18 protein-coding genes (1 of these 18 running past the window's edge) are annotated in these 17,653 nt (G+C 55.5%); 15 read left to right on the top strand and 3 right to left on the bottom strand.

The genetic code is table 11. The annotated features are described in order from the left end of the window. Positions 1-25 precede the first annotated feature (25 nt). On the bottom strand, positions 26-253 hold the full coding sequence (locus tag BN3795_RS04505) for a DUF1128 family protein (RefSeq protein ID WP_068783522.1): 228 nt from the start codon (positions 251-253) through the stop codon (positions 26-28). Between the two features lie 137 nt (positions 254-390). Here BN3795_RS04505 and yyaC point away from each other — a divergent pair, with 137 nt between their 5' ends. The 4 genes from yyaC (at position 391) to BN3795_RS04485 (ending at position 4,037) form a co-directional block, all read left to right on the top strand. Further along, complete coding sequence (yyaC, locus tag BN3795_RS04500; RefSeq protein WP_068783521.1) at positions 391-918, top strand: spore protease YyaC; 528 nt, start codon at positions 391-393, stop codon at positions 916-918. Between the two features lie 299 nt (positions 919-1,217). Beyond that, positions 1,218-2,021, top strand: coding sequence for an alpha/beta fold hydrolase (locus tag BN3795_RS04495; protein ID WP_068783520.1), 804 nt, complete (start codon positions 1,218-1,220; stop codon positions 2,019-2,021). A 144-nt stretch (positions 2,022-2,165) separates the two neighbouring features. Continuing rightward, a complete protein-coding gene (locus BN3795_RS04490; protein ID WP_068783519.1) occupies positions 2,166-2,813 on the top strand; it encodes a DUF6483 family protein in 648 nt (215 codons plus the stop codon). A 42-nt stretch (positions 2,814-2,855) separates the two neighbouring features. Continuing rightward, positions 2,856-4,037, top strand: coding sequence for a class I SAM-dependent methyltransferase (locus tag BN3795_RS04485; RefSeq protein ID WP_068783518.1), 1,182 nt, complete (start codon positions 2,856-2,858; stop codon positions 4,035-4,037). A 1,672-nt stretch (positions 4,038-5,709) separates the two neighbouring features. On the opposite strand, the gene BN3795_RS04475 is transcribed toward BN3795_RS04485, so the two are convergent. Continuing rightward, entirely contained in the window at positions 5,710-6,021 is a 312-nt protein-coding gene (locus BN3795_RS04475; RefSeq protein ID WP_068783516.1) for a dehydrogenase, read from the bottom strand. 173 nt (positions 6,022-6,194) lie between these two features. Here BN3795_RS04475 and BN3795_RS04470 point away from each other — a divergent pair, with 173 nt between their 5' ends. The 10 genes from BN3795_RS04470 to BN3795_RS04425 all read left to right on the top strand — a co-directional run bounded on the left by BN3795_RS04470 (position 6,195) and on the right by BN3795_RS04425 (position 16,712). Then, positions 6,195-6,806 carry a DedA family protein gene (locus BN3795_RS04470; RefSeq protein WP_068783515.1) on the top strand — a complete coding sequence of 204 codons (612 nt, stop codon included), beginning with the start codon at positions 6,195-6,197 and terminating at the stop codon, positions 6,804-6,806. A gap of 128 nt (positions 6,807-6,934) precedes the next feature. Next, positions 6,935-7,561, top strand: a complete 627-nt coding sequence (locus tag BN3795_RS04465) for an MBL fold metallo-hydrolase (protein WP_068783654.1) — start codon at positions 6,935-6,937, stop codon at positions 7,559-7,561. 341 nt (positions 7,562-7,902) lie between these two features. Then, positions 7,903-8,286 (top strand): ATPase, encoded by a 384-nt coding sequence (locus BN3795_RS04460; protein WP_068783514.1) that lies wholly within the window; start codon positions 7,903-7,905, stop codon positions 8,284-8,286. 157 nt (positions 8,287-8,443) lie between these two features. After that, entirely contained in the window at positions 8,444-8,731 is a 288-nt protein-coding gene (gene gatC, locus BN3795_RS04455) for an Asp-tRNA(Asn)/Glu-tRNA(Gln) amidotransferase subunit GatC (RefSeq protein ID WP_068783513.1), read from the top strand. 68 nt (positions 8,732-8,799) lie between these two features. Beyond that, positions 8,800-10,254, top strand: coding sequence for an Asp-tRNA(Asn)/Glu-tRNA(Gln) amidotransferase subunit GatA (gene gatA / locus BN3795_RS04450; RefSeq protein ID WP_068783512.1), 1,455 nt, complete (start codon positions 8,800-8,802; stop codon positions 10,252-10,254). A gap of 33 nt (positions 10,255-10,287) precedes the next feature. After that, positions 10,288-11,727, top strand: a complete 1,440-nt coding sequence (gene gatB, locus BN3795_RS04445; RefSeq protein ID WP_068783511.1) for an Asp-tRNA(Asn)/Glu-tRNA(Gln) amidotransferase subunit GatB — start codon at positions 10,288-10,290, stop codon at positions 11,725-11,727. Between the two features lie 77 nt (positions 11,728-11,804). After that, the gene (locus tag BN3795_RS04440; protein ID WP_068783510.1) at positions 11,805-12,266 is read left to right on the top strand and encodes a GNAT family N-acetyltransferase; all 462 of its coding nucleotides are present in this window, start codon (positions 11,805-11,807) and stop codon (positions 12,264-12,266) included. 186 nt (positions 12,267-12,452) lie between these two features. Further along, positions 12,453-14,267 (top strand): DUF4097 family beta strand repeat-containing protein, encoded by a 1,815-nt coding sequence (locus BN3795_RS04435; RefSeq protein ID WP_110945006.1) that lies wholly within the window; start codon positions 12,453-12,455, stop codon positions 14,265-14,267. Between the two features lie 144 nt (positions 14,268-14,411). Further along, positions 14,412-14,840, top strand: a complete 429-nt coding sequence (locus BN3795_RS04430) for a Fur family transcriptional regulator (protein ID WP_068783509.1) — start codon at positions 14,412-14,414, stop codon at positions 14,838-14,840. 138 nt (positions 14,841-14,978) lie between these two features. Next, the gene (locus BN3795_RS04425; RefSeq protein WP_068783508.1) at positions 14,979-16,712 is read left to right on the top strand and encodes a glycosyl hydrolase family 18 protein; all 1,734 of its coding nucleotides are present in this window, start codon (positions 14,979-14,981) and stop codon (positions 16,710-16,712) included. Between the two features lie 93 nt (positions 16,713-16,805). On the opposite strand, the gene BN3795_RS04420 is transcribed toward BN3795_RS04425, so the two are convergent. Next, positions 16,806-17,186, bottom strand: coding sequence for a DUF2614 family zinc ribbon-containing protein (locus BN3795_RS04420; RefSeq protein ID WP_068783507.1), 381 nt, complete (start codon positions 17,184-17,186; stop codon positions 16,806-16,808). Between the two features lie 147 nt (positions 17,187-17,333). Here BN3795_RS04420 and BN3795_RS04415 point away from each other — a divergent pair, with 147 nt between their 5' ends. After that, on the top strand, positions 17,334-17,653 hold the beginning of the coding sequence (locus BN3795_RS04415; RefSeq protein WP_068783506.1) for a nucleotidyltransferase-like protein. 559 nt of this gene lie beyond the right edge of the window; the window shows 320 of its 879 coding nt (coding positions 1-320); its start codon is at positions 17,334-17,336; the stop codon falls past the right edge of the window.

Here is a 17,653-nt window from a genome sequence, read left to right as displayed (position 1 = left end):
TGGCTCTGGCCTAGCCTAGGCCATGCTAGGCTTTGCTGCGCAGTCTCCCAAGCTCTTGGGCGAGCGCTTCAACCTCGGAGATGCTGAGGCGTTCCTTGCTCATAATGATGTCATAAACGTCGCGAATATCATCATATTGGTTAACATGGAATGCGGACGCCGACATCGCTGCGCCCGAGGCCATCTTCAGCTTGTTTTTGATCGCCTCAATCATGTATTCGATATTTTCCTGGCTTTTTGCGGACAGATCCATTTTCTTATTCATCCTTCCGGGTTAGGGGTTATTCATTATTGTAACATGAGAGCAGCGGGTTCATGAAGTTTTGCGGTCGGCCGTTCCAATGCGTTACAATCAGGGTACGGAATACCGGGAGGGAGCGTGTCAAGGTCATGCAGGAACAGAAGGAATGGCCGGCGGCGGGCTTGAACCGGAAGAAGCTGAGCGGCAGCGAGCTGTTGGCTTTTTTCGCAGGCATTCGCGCCCGGCATCTCCGTGAGGCCGTCACCTTTCTCTGTATTGGGACGGACCGATCTACAGGGGACGCGCTGGGACCGCTTGTCGGCACGAAATTAACGGAGCTGGGGTTCGAGCATGTCATCGGGACGCTTCGCGAACCCTGTGACGCCACGAATCTGGAGCAGCGTATGGCCGAGATTCCCGAGGGGCGTGTGGTCATCGCGATCGATGCCTGTCTGGGAATGGCGGATTCGGTCGGGTATTACCTGGTTTCCGGCCAGCCGCTGCAGCCCGCTCAGTCTGTCGGGGCAAGCTTGCCGGAGGTTGGACATTACAGCATAGCCGCAGTCGTTAACGTCAATGGCCCCAAACCTTATTGGACGCTGCAGATGACCTCGCTTTACAAGGTCATGCAAATGGCCGATGAAATCGCGGGCGCCGCAGCTTCGGCATTTGAGTGAAGAGCGACCGACTGAATGCAAGATTCGATGCCGAAGTCCTTCAATGAATTGCTGCGTGATCCGAAGATGAGTTTTTGAACTTCCGTTCAAATCAAGGTTCAAAAAGTCAGGTTTGGAGCACCGAGAAGGTTGGATGAAGTCAGGGAGTGAGTAGCGGAGCGTACATGTAGGTACGAGAGCAACGGAGCGACCGACTGAATGCAAGATTCGATGCCGAAATCCCTTCAATGAACTACTGCGTGATCCGAAGATGATTTTTTGAACTTCCTCTAAAATATGGGATGAAAGTGGGTAGCGTAATGGACAAAGTAACGGTCAACGGAATAACGATCGCCTATGAACAACAAGGACAAGGCGAAACGGTAGTTTTGCTGCACGGCTTCTGCGGCAGCTCCGCTTACTGGGAGAAGGTTCAGCCGCTGCTTGCCGAGCAATATCAGGTGATTGCCCCCGACCTTCGGGGTCATGGGGCTACTGGTGCGCCAATGGGCGCATACACCATCGATCAAATGGCGGACGATGTCGCCGGCTTGATGGAGACGCTGGGCATTTCCAAATATACGTTGCTAGGCCATTCGATGGGCGGCTATACAGCCCTATCCCTGGCGCAGCGTTATGCTTCCCGTTTGAACGCTTTTGGCCTGATTCATTCAACCGGGTTTCCGGATAGCGAGGAAGCGAAGGAGAAGCGGCTTCAGGCGGTTTCGCACATTCGATCCGAAGGCATCACCCATTTCGTGGACGGCCTCGTGCCGGGGTTGTTCTCGCCGGACAACGTTGCCAAGCTGGGGGCTGAAGTGGATCGCGTGAAGGAAATCGGCTACAAAACGCCGCCCCAAGGGGCAACCGGAGCGGCGCTGGCGATGCGGGAGCGGCCGGATCGCCGGGACGTGATGGAAGGGACGCAGCTTCCGCTGCTGTTAGTCGCCGGTGAAGACGATGCCGTCATCCCGATGGCACGGCTGTTTACCACGGAAGGCCCGAACGTCACAAAGGCCGTCATCAAAGGCGCGGGACATATGAGCATGTACGAAGCGCCGGAGCAGCTGGCGGCGGTGATTGCTGACTTTTTGCGCAGTGTATCGGAACAGGGAGAAGCGTGAGGCAAGCGATGATAGAACATTGCGCCTCTTCGGCATAAGTGAATCCGATGCAAAAGAACCGGAGTTTCGATCTGAATCTCCGGTTTTGGCTTTTTCTGAACCGGCGGGGAATCCTGCTTGAAGAAGGGGAAAAGGGGGAGTATCATGCTGCGCAGAGATTATCTCGTTCGAATGATCGAGGAAATGACCGAAGTGTTGGGGAAAGTGTTTATGCTGAAACAGCAGAAAAAGAAGGTTGAGGCGTTATGGGCCCTCGATGAGCTGTTTAAAGGACAGTTTCGCTTGAGCTCCCAACTGCTGGAGAACCTGTCCGCCCAAGACATTGTGCGCCTGTTTCAGACCGGCGGCGAGGTAGAAGCGGACAAGCTGCAAAGTCTGGCCCGGCTCCTCAAAGAAGAAGGCGACGTGTACGACAACTCCGGAGAACCTGACGAAGGGGCTTCGCGGTGGCTGAAGTCGCTTCATCTTTACCTGACCGCCGCATTGCATGGCGCTGAGCGCTCGTTATGGGACTTGCCCGGCGCGATCACCGAGTTGCAATCGCTGCTGAAGGAATACCGGCTGCCGCCGGACACCGAGCGGCTTGTCCTGCGCTGGGAGGAAGCGGAAGGCCGGTACGACCTGGCGGAAAATTCCCTCTATCGTTTGCTGGAGGAAGGACATGCGACCAGAGAAGAGGCTACCGGGTTCTATCGGAGGCTGCTGACGCTTCCGGCCGATAAGCTTGCCGCCGGCGGCTTGCCGGTTGAGGAGGTTGAAGAGGGGCTCGCCGAAGCAGAAGCCCGGTTTTGAGCGTAACTATTTTATAGGCAGAAAGGCAGTTGTTAATTATAGATGGAATCCCTGCACAAACTCGCGAGCGAATTGGCGGAGCAAGGCGCCCTGATCACCGCGACGATCAGCGGCCGGCGTAAACCGGGAGAGACGGAATATAGCAAGGTGCAGATCAAGCCGGTCGAGATCAAGAAGCGTCTGCACTATCAATTCGCCTACCACTACACCAATAAAGTGCTGCATCAAAACATCCCGGCCGACGCGTTGGCGGACGAGCTGACGAAGCGGTTTGCGGAGTTTCGGCAAGGGCTGCTATGCACGGCAGAGGCTGATTATCAGGTGCTGATCAGCAAGAAGTTCAAAGTGACGATCCTGAAAAAGGCGCCGTCCCGCAAGCCCCTCGGAACGTTATCCCATAATCGGAAGAAGCAATACGTCTTGGAGGAAGGGACGCCAATTCCGTTCTTGGTGGAGCTGGGAATCATGAATGCGGAAGGCAGAGTGCTCGCCAAAAAGTACGATAAATTCAAACAGATCAATCGGTTTCTCGAAATGGTCCAGGATGTTCTTCCGCACCTGCCGGAGGGTCGCCCGCTGACGATCGTTGATTTTGGCTGCGGCAAATCGTACCTGACGTTTGCGCTATACCATTATCTGGCGGTGCAACAGCAAAGAAAACTGAACGTAGTCGGTCTGGATTTGAAAGCCGACGTTATTGAGCACTGCTGCGGGTTAGCCCGCAAGCTGCAATACGATGATCTGCGGTTTCTCGTCGGCGACATTGCCGATTACGACGAGCTAAGCGCCGTCGATATGGTGGTCACCCTCCACGCTTGCGATACAGCGACGGATGCGGCGCTGGAGAAAGCGGTCCGTTGGGGCGCATCCGTCATCCTGTCCGTCCCATGCTGCCAGCATGAGTTGTTTAACCAGGTGCAAAGCGAGGTGTTGCAGCCTTTGCTGGAGCATGGCATCCTAAAGGAGCGTTTCTCCGCGCTGGCGACCGATGCGATTCGCGCCAAGCTGCTGGATGTGATGGGCTACAAAACGCAGCTGCTGGAGTTCATCGATATGGAACACACGCCGAAAAACATCCTGATCCGCGCCGTGAAATCGAGCGGCGGGAACGCTTTGGAGCAATGGCGGGAGTATGCGGCTTTTCGCGATTTTTTAAGCGCCGATCCTTACCTGGAGCGGGCTTGCCGCGACTTGCTGCGGGAAGCAACGGCAGGAAAATTATGAAATGGATGAACCGGTTGGGGAGACCCGACCGGTTTTTGCTGTGTAGCGCACGCAATAAGGCCGTTATTTGCAAAAATCGCTCCCCTGGCCGGAAAACAGCCGCACTTGTGCAATTTGATGAAAGGGCACTTGGCTCCGCGGAAGAATACCCTGGCCTGAACTTGCCAATGAATGGAGGTAAAGCCGCGGCTTGGCCCTTATAAGGTGGGGTTGAAGCGAAGGAAATGAGCGAAGGATGGGAAGAGGATCTGAATTATTAAAGAATTGGAAGAATTCAAACCATTTAAAGAGGAGGTGAGGTTGTGGGGCAACGGCTGGCGAGGTGGGGAATAGGCACCCTGGGGTTGATCGGCGTGTTGGCTTGCTTCAATCACGGCTTGTTCTGGACGGACCGCCCGGGAGCACTGTGGCTGGTGTCCGGAACGCTGGCTGCGGGCGCTCTGGTAACGGGGGGAGGGGCGATCCTGCTTGGGTTAAGCCAAGGGAATCTGACGATTACGAAGCGGCCGGCGGGTTCCGACTCGATGTGGACAGAACTGGCAGCACGGTATGCCTTAGCGTTGTCCGCCGGCCCGTTTGTGATCGCCGCCGGGTATGGAGCCCGGCTTGCGGCCGGCCCGCTGTCGGTACAGTCGNGCTCGATCTGGGCCTGCTTGGCCTCGCCGTCTCCTTGCTATGGCTGGGGGCGCTGGCCATCCCCCTGCTGCGAACCCGCAGCGCGTTGTTCCCGGCTTACTTCGCGCTGCTGCTGCACAGCGCCATCGACTTTGACCTCAGCTACGGGTTGGTCTGGCTGCTGCTGTTGTGGGCGGCGGCCATGGGGATCGCCGAGGTTCGCGCCGGCCGCCTAGGCTTTCCGCAGCACCCCGCCTCGTTAACCGGGACGCCGCAAACTCGCACTTGGCTTCTCCCCCGGCTTGTCCGGCCTGCGCCCCGTCTCGTGCTCCGCCTGCGCGCCCTGCTCCAGCGCGCCGCGCTGCGCTCGATTCTATGCGGCCTGGCCGCCGCCGCGCTGCTCGCGCTTAGCGCGTCCGGCTTGCGCGAAGCCGAGAGCCAGCGGCTGCACCGCCAAGCCCTGGCTCTGCCGCCGCAAGCTCACGGGGAGGCGGCGGAGTTGCTCCGCCGCTCGCTGGCTCTCTCCCCGCACCTGACCGCGGTGCGATTGGCGCTGGCGGAACGCTCCGCGCCGAGTCAGGCCGCCTTGCTCCTGCGGGAGGGCCGCCGTTTCGAACCGGAGCGTGCCGAGCTTTGGTTGGCTCTGGGCAAGACCCTGGCCCGGGCAAATGATCCTTCCGCCGCAGAAGCGCTGCGGCGAAGCGTCGAGCTGGACCGGTTCGACCGGGTCAAGCAAACGGCCGCCTTGCGCGAGTTCTGGCAGTTGACGCAAAGCCTGCAGGCCAGCGGTCAACTGCCGCAAGCCGAAGCGGTCGCAACCTCCGGGGCCAACCTGTATGCGGACTACTCGCGGCTTGCCCGAGCCGTTGCCAAGGACCCTGTAGCGCGTAACGACCGGGCGTTCCGGTTGACGGCGGAGGCGATGGAACTGGGACGGAAGCTGCAGCAGCGGACGGGCCTGTTAACCGCGGGGGATGCCCTGAAATAAGCGCCGTCCTCCCTCCCCATCCAGGCTCGCGGAACCGCATTTCCGCCAGGGGCTCATCCGCTTTGCGGCCTATCCCCCGAACGCCGCGCGAAACGCAGCGGACAACGCCTCTCGATCGACCTCCCACAGCTCGGCAAGCTCGGCGCTGACGGCCTCATCCCACCAGTCCGCCAGCAGCTTACGGTTGCTGATATTTTCGCCGATCCACAACAGGTTGCCGATCACCTTCTTGTAATACATAGCTTCGCCTTGCTTCATTCGGTCCTCCGGAATATACACGCCGAGCCGTTTGACCGTCCGGTACAGCTCCTTGCTGCAGCTGCGGCGGATTTTGCGCGGAGTCGGGAGGGAAGTCCGATGTTTTGCCGGGAAATTGGTCATGGCTTAAAGTCGCCTCCTTTTGCTCCAGCATATGCGGGCGGATTTCCCGGAGTCACCGGGGCGGAAGTGCGAAGTAGAACGCATGTCCCCGGCTATGATAGAATAGACTGAGATAAAAGGGGAAATTTTGCTGTCTTTCGGGACGGTAAGCTAACGGGAAAGAGGACGAAGCTGTGGAGTGGATATCGAATTTAGTGGGCGTATTATTGGATTGGGTGCAGCAATTGGGTTATTTCGGGATCATGCTGGGATTGATGATCGAGATTATTCCCAGTGAAATCGTACTGGCGTACGGTGGTTATCTTGTGCATCAGGGAGATATCAACTTTATCGGAGCCGTCTTCTTCGGCACGGTTGGCGGTGTGATTGCCCAGTTGTTTATCTACTGGATCGGACGCTATGGGGGCAGGCCGATTTTGGAGAAGTACGGGAAGTATATCTTGATCCAGAAGAAGCATATCGACGTATCCGAAGCCTGGTTCCTGAAGTACGGCTCCGGGGTCATCTTCACTGCACGGTTTATTCCGGTGGCACGGCATGCGATCTCTATTCCTGCAGGGATGGCCAAAATGCCGGTCAGCAAGTTTCTGCTGCTGACGACTCTGGCGGTGATTCCGTGGTCGGTGTTGTTCATCTATCTGGGGATGTTGCTGGGCGAGCAGTGGCAGCATGTTGACGAGAAGGCCGGGCCTTATGTCATGCCCATTTTATTAGGCGCTCTGGCGCTGTTGATCGTGTATTTGATCGTCAAGAGCTTCGGAAGCCGGAAGAAACGCGACGCCTGACCCGAAACGCTTCAAGCTGCCGTGCGATTTGGACGAGCCGGCAAGCCAGCCAAGAAGTTACAGGAGAGGAGGCGGAATAAGCCAGGTTGTCGACCTTCATCGACGAGAGCTTATTCCGAGCGAGAACCATGTTGAAGATTGAAAGTTTTTCCTTGGGCCCTCTGCAAACCAACGCATATCTGCTGCGGGGAGAAGACGAAGGCCGGGCCGTTATTATCGATCCCGGCACGAATCCGGGGCCGCTGTTACGCAAAATCGAAGACCTGGAGATTGAGGCGATCTTGCTCACCCATGCCCATTTTGACCATATCGGAGGCGTGGACCCGATTCGGAAGGCGAAGAAATGCCCGGTTTATGTCCATCCGCTGGAAAGCGAGTGGCTGACCACACCGAAGCTGAACGGTTCGCTCTTATGGCCGGAGGTCGGACCGCCTGTTGCAACGGACCCGGCAGAGTTCGACCTGGCCGAAGGGCAGAAGCTGCGACTCATCGGGCATGAGTTCACCGTATACCATACGCCGGGCCACTCTCCGGGGAGCGTGAGCTTTCTGTGCGGAGACGATCTTTTCTCCGGAGACGTATTGTTTCGACTCGGCGTTGGGCGGACGGACTTGCCGGGAGGCCGTGAAGCGGACCTGTACAATTCGATTCGCGGGAAGCTGTATCGGCTGAAGGACGAAGTCAAAGTCTACCCCGGGCACGGGCCCAGAACGACGATCGGCTTCGAACGGACGAACAATCCGTACGTCTCCTAGCGGCGGTTCATCTCTGGAACTGCTGCCATTCAAATAAAAATCGACGAAAAAGTACAAAAATAGTGGACAAAAGTACAACCCTTTGATAGGATGTACTTATTAAAACATTGTAATTTTTGCGAAGCACGCAAGCTGCGGAATGATCCCGGTTTGCGTTCTTTTTTGTCTCGTCCCGTCCATTGATCGGGGATGGACACCTCGGCGCCGAGATGCATACGCTGTTAACATCCGGGATTCCGGTGAAGAACTTGACCAATCTCCGTCTCTTTTAGTAGGATGATATAAAGCAATACAAGTTTATGAGGAATATTTAGCAACCAAATAACTCAGGGAGGTAGACGATGCTTCATTTGGGAGAGAAAATTGTTATCGTCGGCGATGCTTTTGAGCAGAATCTTCCTGTTGGGGAATATGGCTACGTTATTGCTTACGACCGCAATCCGGACAATGCTTTTGACTATGTCATCCGGTCTCCGAAGACGGGGCGGAATTACTTCGTTCCGCAGAGCGATATAGAATCCGAAAGTCGGCTGATCGAGCAAGAAGCGGAACGCGCGACACAGGAAGCCTTGATCGATTACGCGCTGGCTACGCACAATGAGAAGCTGTTCCGGCAAATCATGAACGGCGAAGACAGCGGGGCAGACGGGGAGCAGGAACCAACAAAGGAAGTAATGTCTCAAGCGGAGTTCATCAAACAAGTGAACCTGCGGGCATGGATATAAGAAGGGAGTCGGCTTAAGCCGGCTCTTTTTCTTTCCCCCTTTGCGCTTTAACGGATTGAATTGAACCGGAAACTACAATATAATTTTATTCAATTGTACAAGCATGGTAGAATGTACGAATAGTGTTCGAACGCATCACTAAAGGAGGCGCCTGAGGATGAGTATTCAGACCAAGGATGTGGAGCATGTGGCGAAGTTGGCCCGACTGCATCTCAGCGACGAAGAACGGGAGAAGTTCACCGAACAATTAAATGCGATTTTACAATACGCCGAGAAGTTAAACGAATTAAATACGGACGAGATTGCACCAACCACGCATGTGCTTCATTTAAGCAACGTCATGCGGGAGGACGAAGTGAAGGAGAGCCTGCCGCCGGAGAAGGTATTTCGGAATGCGCCGGACGAAGAGGACGGGCAGTTTAAGGTTCCGGCCGTATTGGAGTAGGAAGCTCGTTACGAGGCTTGCTGGATGGCTTTAGAAATCAGAGGGTTCTTAAAAGGAGGAAGCTTAGATTGGCGCTTTTTGATTTGCGTTTACAGGAGATACATAATCGGCTTCACAACAAGGAGTTGTCCGTTTCCGATTTGGTTGGCGAAGCTTTCGCCAAAATTCGGGAATACGACGGGAAGATCGGCGCTTATTTGGCGCTGAACGAGGAAGGGGCCCGTGCGGAGGCGTCCCGTCTGGACGCCAAGCTGGTGCAGGGCGAAGCGCGCGGGCTGTTGTTTGGACTCCCCGTAGGCATTAAGGACAACATGGTGACCGAGGGGTTGCTGACGACATGCGGCAGCCAATTTTTGAAGAATTACGATCCGATTTATGACGCTACGGTCGTGACGAAGCTGAAGGAAGCCGAAGCGGTTACGATCGGCAAGTTGAATATGGACGAGTTCGCCATGGGCGGCTCCAACGAGAATTCCAGCTTCCATCCGGTGCGGAATCCGTGGGATTTAAGCCGCGTACCGGGCGGCTCCAGCGGGGGTTCGGCCGCAGCGGTAGCCGCAGGCGAAGCGTTCTTTACGCTGGGCTCCGATACCGGCGGTTCGATTCGCCAACCCGCATCGTATTGCGGCGTAGTGGGTCTTAAGCCAACGTATGGCCGGGTATCGCGCTACGGCCTTGTGGCGTTTGCCTCATCGTTGGACCAGATCGGGCCGATCACGAAGAACGTTGAGGACGCCGCCTACGTTCTGCAGGCGATCGCCGGCCACGATCCGAAGGATTCCACTTCGGCCAATGTGGACGTGCCGGATTATTTGAGCGCCCTCACCGGCGACATTTCCGGACTGCGCATCGCCGTGCCGAAGGAATATCTGGACGGCGTTGACCCGCAGGTCAAGGCTTCCATTCTGGACGCCCTGCGCGTGCTTGAAGGCTTAGGCGCCGTATGGGAAGAAGTATCGCTGCCGCATACGGAATACGCGGTGGCCGCTTATTATCTGCTGGCGTCCTCGGAGGCTTCGTCCAACTTGTCGCGTTTCGACGGCGTTCGTTACGGCGTTCGCGCCGACCATGCCGGCAGCTTGCTGGACCTCTACTACGATTCGCGCAGCCAGGGATTCGGCCCGGAAGTGAAACGCCGGATCATGCTGGGAACCTATGCGCTCAGCTCGGGTTATTACGACGCCTACTATCTGAAGGCGCAGAAGGTCAGAACGCTGATCAAACAGGATTTCGATCAGACCTTTGACAAATACGACGTGATTCTCGGACCAACGGCGCCAACCCCGGCGTTCCCGTTAGGTTCGCAGGTTGACGATCCGCTGACGATGTATTTAAACGATATTTTGACGATACCGGTGAGCTTGGCCGGGGTTCCTGCCGTCAGCGTGCCATGCGGATTTGCCGAAAGCCTGCCGGTCGGGCTGCAAATCATCGGCAAGCCGTTCGATGAAAGCACGGTTTTGCGCGTGGCTCACGCCTTTGAAGCGAATACGGATCATCACAAACAACGTCCCGCCTTGTAGGTTCCATATCAATGTTTTGCAGGAGGATAGGCCATGTCAACATCCAAATATGAAACGGTGATCGGGCTGGAGGTGCACGTGGAGCTGCATACGAAGACGAAAATTTTCTGCGGCTGCTCCACCGAGTTCGGCGCTCCGCCCAACACGCATACCTGCCCGGTTTGCCTGGGGCATCCCGGCGTTTTGCCGGTGCTGAACCGCCAGGCCGTCGACTACGCGATGAAAGCGGCGATGGCGCTGAATTGCGAAATCGGCGATGTCAGCAAGTTCGACCGGAAGAACTATTTTTACCCCGATTCACCCAAAGCGTATCAGATTTCCCAATACGATCAGCCGATCGGCTTGAACGGATATATCGATATTGAAGTGGACGGGAAGACGAAACGGATCGGGATTACCCGTCTGCATCTGGAGGAAGACGCCGGTAAGCTAACGCACGTGGACGGCGGATACGCTTCGTTGGTCGACTTTAACCGCGTCGGCACACCGCTCGTGGAAATTGTGTCCGAGCCGGACATTTCCTCGCCGGAGGAAGCGCGGGCGTATCTGGAGAAGCTGCGGGCGATCATGCAGTACTGCGAGGTTTCCGACGTGAAAATGGAGGAAGGCTCGATGCGCTGCGACGCCAACATCAGCTTGCGGCCGCAGGGGCAGAAGGAGTTCGGCACGCGGGCCGAGCTCAAGAACATGAACTCCTTCCGCGGCGTGGTTCGCGGCTTGGAGTATGAGCAGTTGCGCCAGGCCGAGATTTTGGACGAAGGCGGAGAAGTGGTGCAAGAGACGCGCCGCTGGGACGAAACCCAGGGCAAGACGTTCTCGATGCGCGGCAAGGAAGAAGCGCATGACTATCGCTACTTCCCGGATCCCGATCTGGTTACCTTGCACATCGACCAGGCGTGGAAGGATCGGATTCGCGCGTCGATTCCGGAGCTTCCGGACGCGCGGAAGGCCCGTTATACTGCGGAGTACGGCTTGCCGGAATACGATGCAAGCGTGATTACGTCTTCCAAAGCGCTGGCGGACCTGTTCGAGAGCAGCCTCGCGTATACGCAGGACGCCAAAGCGGTGGCGAACTGGATTATGGGCGATCTGCTCGGCTACCTGAACAGCAATTCGTTGGAATTGTCCGATGTGAAGCTGACAGGTCAAGGTCTCGGCGAGATGATCGGCCTGCTGGAGAAAGGCACGATCAGCTCCAAGATCGCCAAAACGGTGTTTAAAGAAATGCTGCAAAGCGGCAAGCTGCCCCAGCAGATCGTAGAGGAGCAGGGCCTTGTGCAAATCAGCGACGAAGGGGCGATTTTGGCCATCGTCCAAGAGGTTGTGGCGAACAATCCGGCTTCCGTCGAGGATTACAAGGCGGGCAAGGAGAAAGCTATCGGCTTCCTCGTCGGCCAGGTCATGAAGCAAAGCAAAGGGAAAGCCAACCCGGGGCTGGTCAACAAGCTGCTGGTGGAAGTGCTGAAGGGTTAACGGCATTGCACGAAGGTAGATGCGGAATCTAGAGCAGCTGGAATCAGGCCGAAGGCCAGTCCAAGGGAGGACAGCCCGTGATCAAGCGATTGACGCTGAAGGATACCGATATCGTAGAGCAGCTGTGGAGCTTACAGCATTCGGCTTACCGACTGGAGGCGAAGGCTGTCGGTCTGACGGAAACGCCGCCGCTGCCGGATACGTTTGACTCCATCCGCACGAGCCGCGATCTGTTTTTCGGTGAGGTGTCGGAGGACGAGGAGTTAATGGGGGCGATCGCGGTTCGCGAGGAACTGCCCGGTACGCTGGAAATCACCCGTTTGATGGTTCACCCTAATCATTTGCGTCAGGGGATCGGGACCAAGCTGCTGCAGTACGTCCTGGCGAATTTCTCCGTCATACAGAGGTTTACCGTAACGGCTAGCACCCTGAACACTCCTGCGGTTGCATTATACAGCAAGTTCGGCTTTCAACCGGTCAAGCAAGTGAGTTCCGCCGCAGGTGTTGAACTGACGATATTTCAACTGGACCCGTCCTAGTTATTGGGCACACTTTCGAACCGAGGTTTCGGGTTTGGGAGTGTGCCTTTCTGCTTGAGAAGTCGGGCTCATCGCCGGTCCAGTTCATTCCACATTACAGATGCCGCCGATTTCGGTTATGATTAAGGAAAACGACGGATCTGCGCGAATCAAGACAACGATAGAATAGAAAGGGGTGGGGAGAGGATGCCGGAGATACTGCCTATAGGCCGGCCGACGACAGAGACGCGAATCAAAGGTTATCAGCCCCGGCGACGGAAGCGTAAGCTGGTAGCCTGCTTGCTGTCCGCCCTGCTCCCAGGTTTGGGACATTTGTACTTGCGTCTCTATTTACGCGGCCTTTGCTTCATGTATTTCATTTTAATCGACGCATCGGCGTTGATTTATTTCTCTTCGGTTCGCATGGCGATTAACGTCCCGCTGCTGATTTGGCTCGGCTTGCTGATTCCTGCGGCATACTTCTTCAGCATCTATGATGTTCTTCAATCTACGGATGCCCATAATGCGCGCCTGAGACGAGAGCTTGAAGCGGGTCAAGCGCTCCCGGCGGATGCGCCCTCCGTCCGGAACGTCAAGCAAGGACTTGGAGCCGGGGCTGTGCTGATCGGCGGCGGCGCTGTCCTGTTCCTCTTCCGAATGAAGCCGTTCTGGCTGCAACTGCTTGTGCAAGACGCCGGAGCTTATCTGGTCTCGTTTGCCTTGGCACTGGCGGCACTGCTGTTGGTGCTGCGTGAAGCCAAACGCGCGTTTATACGATCAGGGCGCTTTACCTCTGCCTTGCTGCTGTTGGCGGTTGCGGTTATCCTTCTGCGCGATGCGATAACGGGACTGGATGACATGCGGCTGCTTGTGAAAGGGTGGCCTTTAGTATTCGTTTTATGGGGAATCGAGCATATTATGATATTAGCATGGAACCCTATGAAAAAGACGCAAGCCAGACGGCGGCCGCATGTGGACGTAAAAGGGCTTCTGTTGTCCCTGTTCATGGGCTTCTCGGTGTTCGCGATTACGCAGCAGGATCAATATATGCACGTATGGAACCGGGTTAGTCTTGATTTGACGGCAGCCGGGGCGGAATACGGCGCGCAGGAAGGTTACCGTGTGGAGAAGCCGCAGCTCGACATCCCCATTGACCTGGATACCGAACGGATCGTTGTTGACGGAATGAACGGAGATATCGAGGTGCGTAAAGCGGAGATCGATCATATCATCGTCCGCTATACGGTATGGATCGACCAGTTGGATACGGAAGAAGCCCGCAAAATCGCGGCGGTGACCTCCATGGAAGTGAATGAAGGCAAATCGCTGGGCATATCCGTGAAGGACAAAGCTTATGGGGAGTCCGGACGCCGGCATCCGCGCGTGAATGTGACGCTGATCGTCCCTGAAAACCGGTTTTTGGACCTGAACATCACGACCTCTAACGGCAATATCACCCTGACCGGCGTCCAGGCCATGAAGCAGGTGAAGCTGCAGACCGGGAATGGGGATTTGCGTTTGTGGGATGTGATCGGGGATGTCTCGGCCAAGACCTTGAACGGGGACGTCGAGTTGTACCGGATTTTCGGCGAGGCTCAAGTTGATACGCAAGGCGGGAACATTAAGGGCCGGGGGATTACCGGCAAGGTATCCTTATCCACCTTGGTGGGCGATATCACCTTAACGGAAGCTCAGGAAGCGATTCAGGCGCGCACGAAGAACGGAAACATCCGCGTGGACGGTGTTCCGCTCGGGCTGCAAGTTGAGTCGCTCAACGGCAAAGTTTATATCACCTCCCACCTTGTCGAGGGCGACTGGGAGGTGTACAGTGCGGTTGGTGAGCTAAGGCTGGAACTTCCGGCGGAGGGCGATTACGAACTGAAGGGATCCAGCGGATACGGTGATATTTATACCGATTTGCCTTTTGAGGTCGACCGGAAGGAAATTCATGGCATCGTCGGAAGCGGCGAGCATCAGCTCAAGATTGACGGCAACAGCGATCTATATGTGAATAAAAGCTGAACACCGGAAAAATCAGGCGATGCCCCGGCGCACTAGCGTTGATCCTGCGTTGACAAAAGTTTTGACCTAAACGTACAATAATCTTGCGAACTTTTTTGGCATAACTATTAGTAAGGAATGAGCATTTAGAAGGCGGTGGACGAGATGACAACGCGCGTACAACATGCCCTGGACCAATTGAAGAACAATGGTGTCCGCATTACGCCGCAGCGTCACGCCATACTTACGTATCTGATGGAATCGATGAGCCATCCAACCGCGGACGAGATTTACCGGTCCCTGGAGCCCCGCTTCCCGAACATGAGCGTAGCTACGGTTTACAACAATTTGAAAATGCTGATTGAAGCCGGCATGGTCCGGGAGTTGACATACGGGGATAATTCGAGCCGTTTTGATGCCGACGTGTCCAATCATTATCATGTAATTTGCGAGAAATGCGGTAAAATCGAGGATTTCATGTATCCCTCCCTGGAAGATGTGGAGCGCAAAGCGGAAGAGGCAACCGGGTTTGAGATTCACGGACACCGGTTGGAATTGCATGGGGTTTGCCGCGAGTGCCGCGTCGAACATTAAACAGCCATATTCTGTGAGAATTTAGAGAACGTGTGGAATTCCTTCGCGAATTCTTCACGTTTTTATTTTTTCGGTAACTTTCGGCAGGCTTCATCAGTTATTATTAATAGATAGTGATTGATAGACGGAGGGTTGTCCTTGAAGAGCAGAAAAGAGACGTATCGTAGAAAAAAACGCGGCAGGAGAAAAACAACATGGTTTTTCGGACTGATTCTTATTATAGCAGGACTTTATTGGGCCCAATCGGTATGGTTGCCTAACCGGGAGCATGTCGATCCCGAGTGGCTGGGCCAGGTGGATAAACCCCTCTTTGCCAACGGGCAACTGCTGGACGGGACCGGAATTGGATCGGGAGATCGCTTGAAGCTCCCGCTTCCGGTGATTCAGCAAGTCATCGAACCCACGATCCGTTATGAGGAAGAGACCAAGTCGGTCATCTTGACTACGCCGCGAAAACTGGTTCTGCTTAAAGCGGACGAGAAGATCGCTAAAGTGAACAATAAGCCAACCGAGCTGCGGTTTGCCCCCGAGGAAAAGGACGGCGTTTTTTATCTGCCGGCTCATTTGATCCAAGAATTATACGGGGCCGAGGTGCGCGAGGATCCTGCCTCCGGCGCGGTGCGGCTGTTCCGGGCAGGGGAAAGTATCCTGCCGGCTGCGGTGAACACCGGGTCCGGCAAGAAGGACGGGACCGTTGCGCTGCGAACCGGACCCAGCATTCATGAGCCGATCCTGGCCGATATGAAGGCGGATACAGCTCTGCGGATTCTGCAGACCTCGGACGACGAGTGGTATTACGTCCAACTGGACAACGGGTATACCGGTTACGTTCGGAAGAAAAATGTGAGGATAGGCGAGAAACAGTTCATCCCCGAGCAGAAGCTGGAATTATCCGCAGCCAAACAGAAATGGCAGACCCAAACGGTCAATATGACTTGGGAGGCGGTGTATCAGGTAGCTCCGAAGCCGTCCTCCATCGGCAAGCTGCCGGGGGTCAATGTCGTAAGTCCCACCTGGTTTTCCCTGGTGGACGGGAGCGGCAATGTGCAGAGCAAAGCGGACAGCGCCTATGTCAAATGGGCGCACAGCCAGGGGATGCAAGTCTGGGGGTTGTTCAGCAACAGCTTTGAGCCGGATTTAACCACCAAGGCATTGTCCAGCTTCGAGAACCGGCTGAGGACCATCCTGCAAATGCTTCATTATGCGAAGATCTATGACTTGGACGGCATCAACATCGACTATGAGAATGTCTATACGAAAGACGGGGAGAACTTAACCCAATTCATGCGCGAGCTTCGCCCGTTAGCTGAGGAGCAGGGGTTAATGGTATCCATCGACGTGACTCCGAAATCGAACAGCGAAATGTGGTCGGCTTTTTTGGATCGCAGGGCCTTGGGTGAAGTGGTGGATTATCTCATTCTGATGGCCTACGATGAGCATTGGGCGGCCAGTCCGGTATCCGGTTCCGTTGCCTCGTTGCCTTGGGTCCGATCGTCGGTGACCCGAGTTCTGGAGGAGGACGGTGTACCGCCGAGCAAGTTGATCCTAGGTATCCCTCTGTATACTCGAGTCTGGACGGAAACGGAGAAGGACGGCAAAACGGAGGTCAAGTCCAAAGCGATCGGAATGGACAAAGCGCAGCAAATCATCGCCGAGAAAAAGCTGAAACCGAGCTTCTCCGAAGAGACGGGACAGAACTATGTGGAATATGAGGATCAAGAGGGACGGCACCGCATTTGGCTGGAGGACACGGAATCGTTGAAACGCCGCGTGGAATTGGCCAAGTCATTCAAGCTAGGCGGCATTGCCACCTGGACTCGCGGCTTTGCTTCCGACGATGCCTGGGAGACGCTGCGGAACATTGAAAAATAGAGGATACGCTGAAACAAAACGGACCGCTGCTTTATTGGCAGGGTCCGTTTTTTTAACAGATTCATTTGATGAGAGGATGGCAGACTTGGCGGTTCAGCTTTGGTTGGAAACGCCTGCCGTTTGCTGCTGTTCCAATTGATCGGCGGTGATGGTTGCCTGCGCCGGATCCAGAGTCAGAATGGTTTTGCAGAACATGCAACGGTCCGTTTTGCCCAGCATTTTGGTCAGCTTGTGGCATTCCGGGCACTCCAACTGCACTGCGGAGGTGGACAACATGCCAGCCCAGAAATAAATGGCCAAGCTCGCCAGCATCGCGATTAAGCCGATGACTAATCCGATTGCGGCGACCACTTTACCCGATGGCCCCCAAAATACGATCCCGGCGGTGCCCAGCACCATCAGGCCCATCCCAAGCATGGTCAACAGCAAGCCCCATAAACGGAATTCATTGATTTTGCTCGATTTAAAGAACATTGGGCCACCTCGTTTCATCAGCTATTGATAGGGGAACCTCCCCCGACTTTTTCCAAGTGCTCCAAAAAAACAAGAAGGAAACTCAGATTAGGCGTAGAACTATATTATAACGAATCGGCAGGAATACGCCAAGCTGGGAGGGTATCCGTGGAAACAACCATTTTTTCGATCTTGGACGAGGAGAAAGCCGGGCATGGGGCCATTGGAGCGGTCGGATATCGCCTGGATCAAGCCGGCTCCCATGACTCGCTGCTGCATGATTTCGAGTATCTCATTATGGTTGTGCACCATGGCTTGGAGGAGACGGAACAGCGCATCGAACACGGCATAAGCGGAGAATCGGCATACCAACTGCTGCATGTCGGCAGCCGTGAAATTGAACAGGGCATATTAATCGGAGACCAACGGGATTCCGTGAAATATTTTTTACATGGGGAGATCATTTGGGATATAGAGGGGAAGCTAAC

Source organism: Paenibacillus phocaeensis, from assembly GCF_900021165.1.
Taxonomy (GTDB): domain Bacteria; phylum Bacillota; class Bacilli; order Paenibacillales; family Paenibacillaceae; genus Fontibacillus; species Fontibacillus phocaensis.
The sequence above is the reverse complement of the archived record's forward strand: the minus strand, read 5'-3'. Positions and strand labels throughout refer to the sequence as shown.

Bases quoted from the DNA above. Each gene is read 5' to 3' on its own strand.
- BN3795_RS04505 (WP_068783522.1), bottom strand. From the start codon at position 253: ATGGATCTGTCCGCAAAAAGCCAGGAAAATATCGAATACATGATTGAG.
- yyaC (WP_068783521.1), top strand. From the start codon at position 391: ATGCAGGAACAGAAGGAATGGCCGGCGGCGGGCTTGAACCGGAAGAAG.
- BN3795_RS04495 (WP_068783520.1), top strand. From the start codon at position 1,218: ATGGACAAAGTAACGGTCAACGGAATAACGATCGCCTATGAACAACAA.
- BN3795_RS04490 (WP_068783519.1), top strand. From the start codon at position 2,166: ATGCTGCGCAGAGATTATCTCGTTCGAATGATCGAGGAAATGACCGAA.
- BN3795_RS04485 (WP_068783518.1), top strand. From the start codon at position 2,856: ATGGAATCCCTGCACAAACTCGCGAGCGAATTGGCGGAGCAAGGCGCC.
- BN3795_RS04475 (WP_068783516.1), bottom strand. From the start codon at position 6,021: ATGACCAATTTCCCGGCAAAACATCGGACTTCCCTCCCGACTCCGCGC.
- BN3795_RS04465 (WP_068783654.1), top strand. From the start codon at position 6,935: ATGTTGAAGATTGAAAGTTTTTCCTTGGGCCCTCTGCAAACCAACGCA.
- BN3795_RS04460 (WP_068783514.1), top strand. From the start codon at position 7,903: ATGCTTCATTTGGGAGAGAAAATTGTTATCGTCGGCGATGCTTTTGAG.
- gatC (WP_068783513.1), top strand. From the start codon at position 8,444: ATGAGTATTCAGACCAAGGATGTGGAGCATGTGGCGAAGTTGGCCCGA.
- gatB (WP_068783511.1), top strand. From the start codon at position 10,288: ATGTCAACATCCAAATATGAAACGGTGATCGGGCTGGAGGTGCACGTG.
- BN3795_RS04435 (WP_110945006.1), top strand. From the start codon at position 12,453: ATGCCGGAGATACTGCCTATAGGCCGGCCGACGACAGAGACGCGAATC.
- BN3795_RS04430 (WP_068783509.1), top strand. From the start codon at position 14,412: ATGACAACGCGCGTACAACATGCCCTGGACCAATTGAAGAACAATGGT.
- BN3795_RS04420 (WP_068783507.1), bottom strand. From the start codon at position 17,186: ATGTTCTTTAAATCGAGCAAAATCAATGAATTCCGTTTATGGGGCTTG.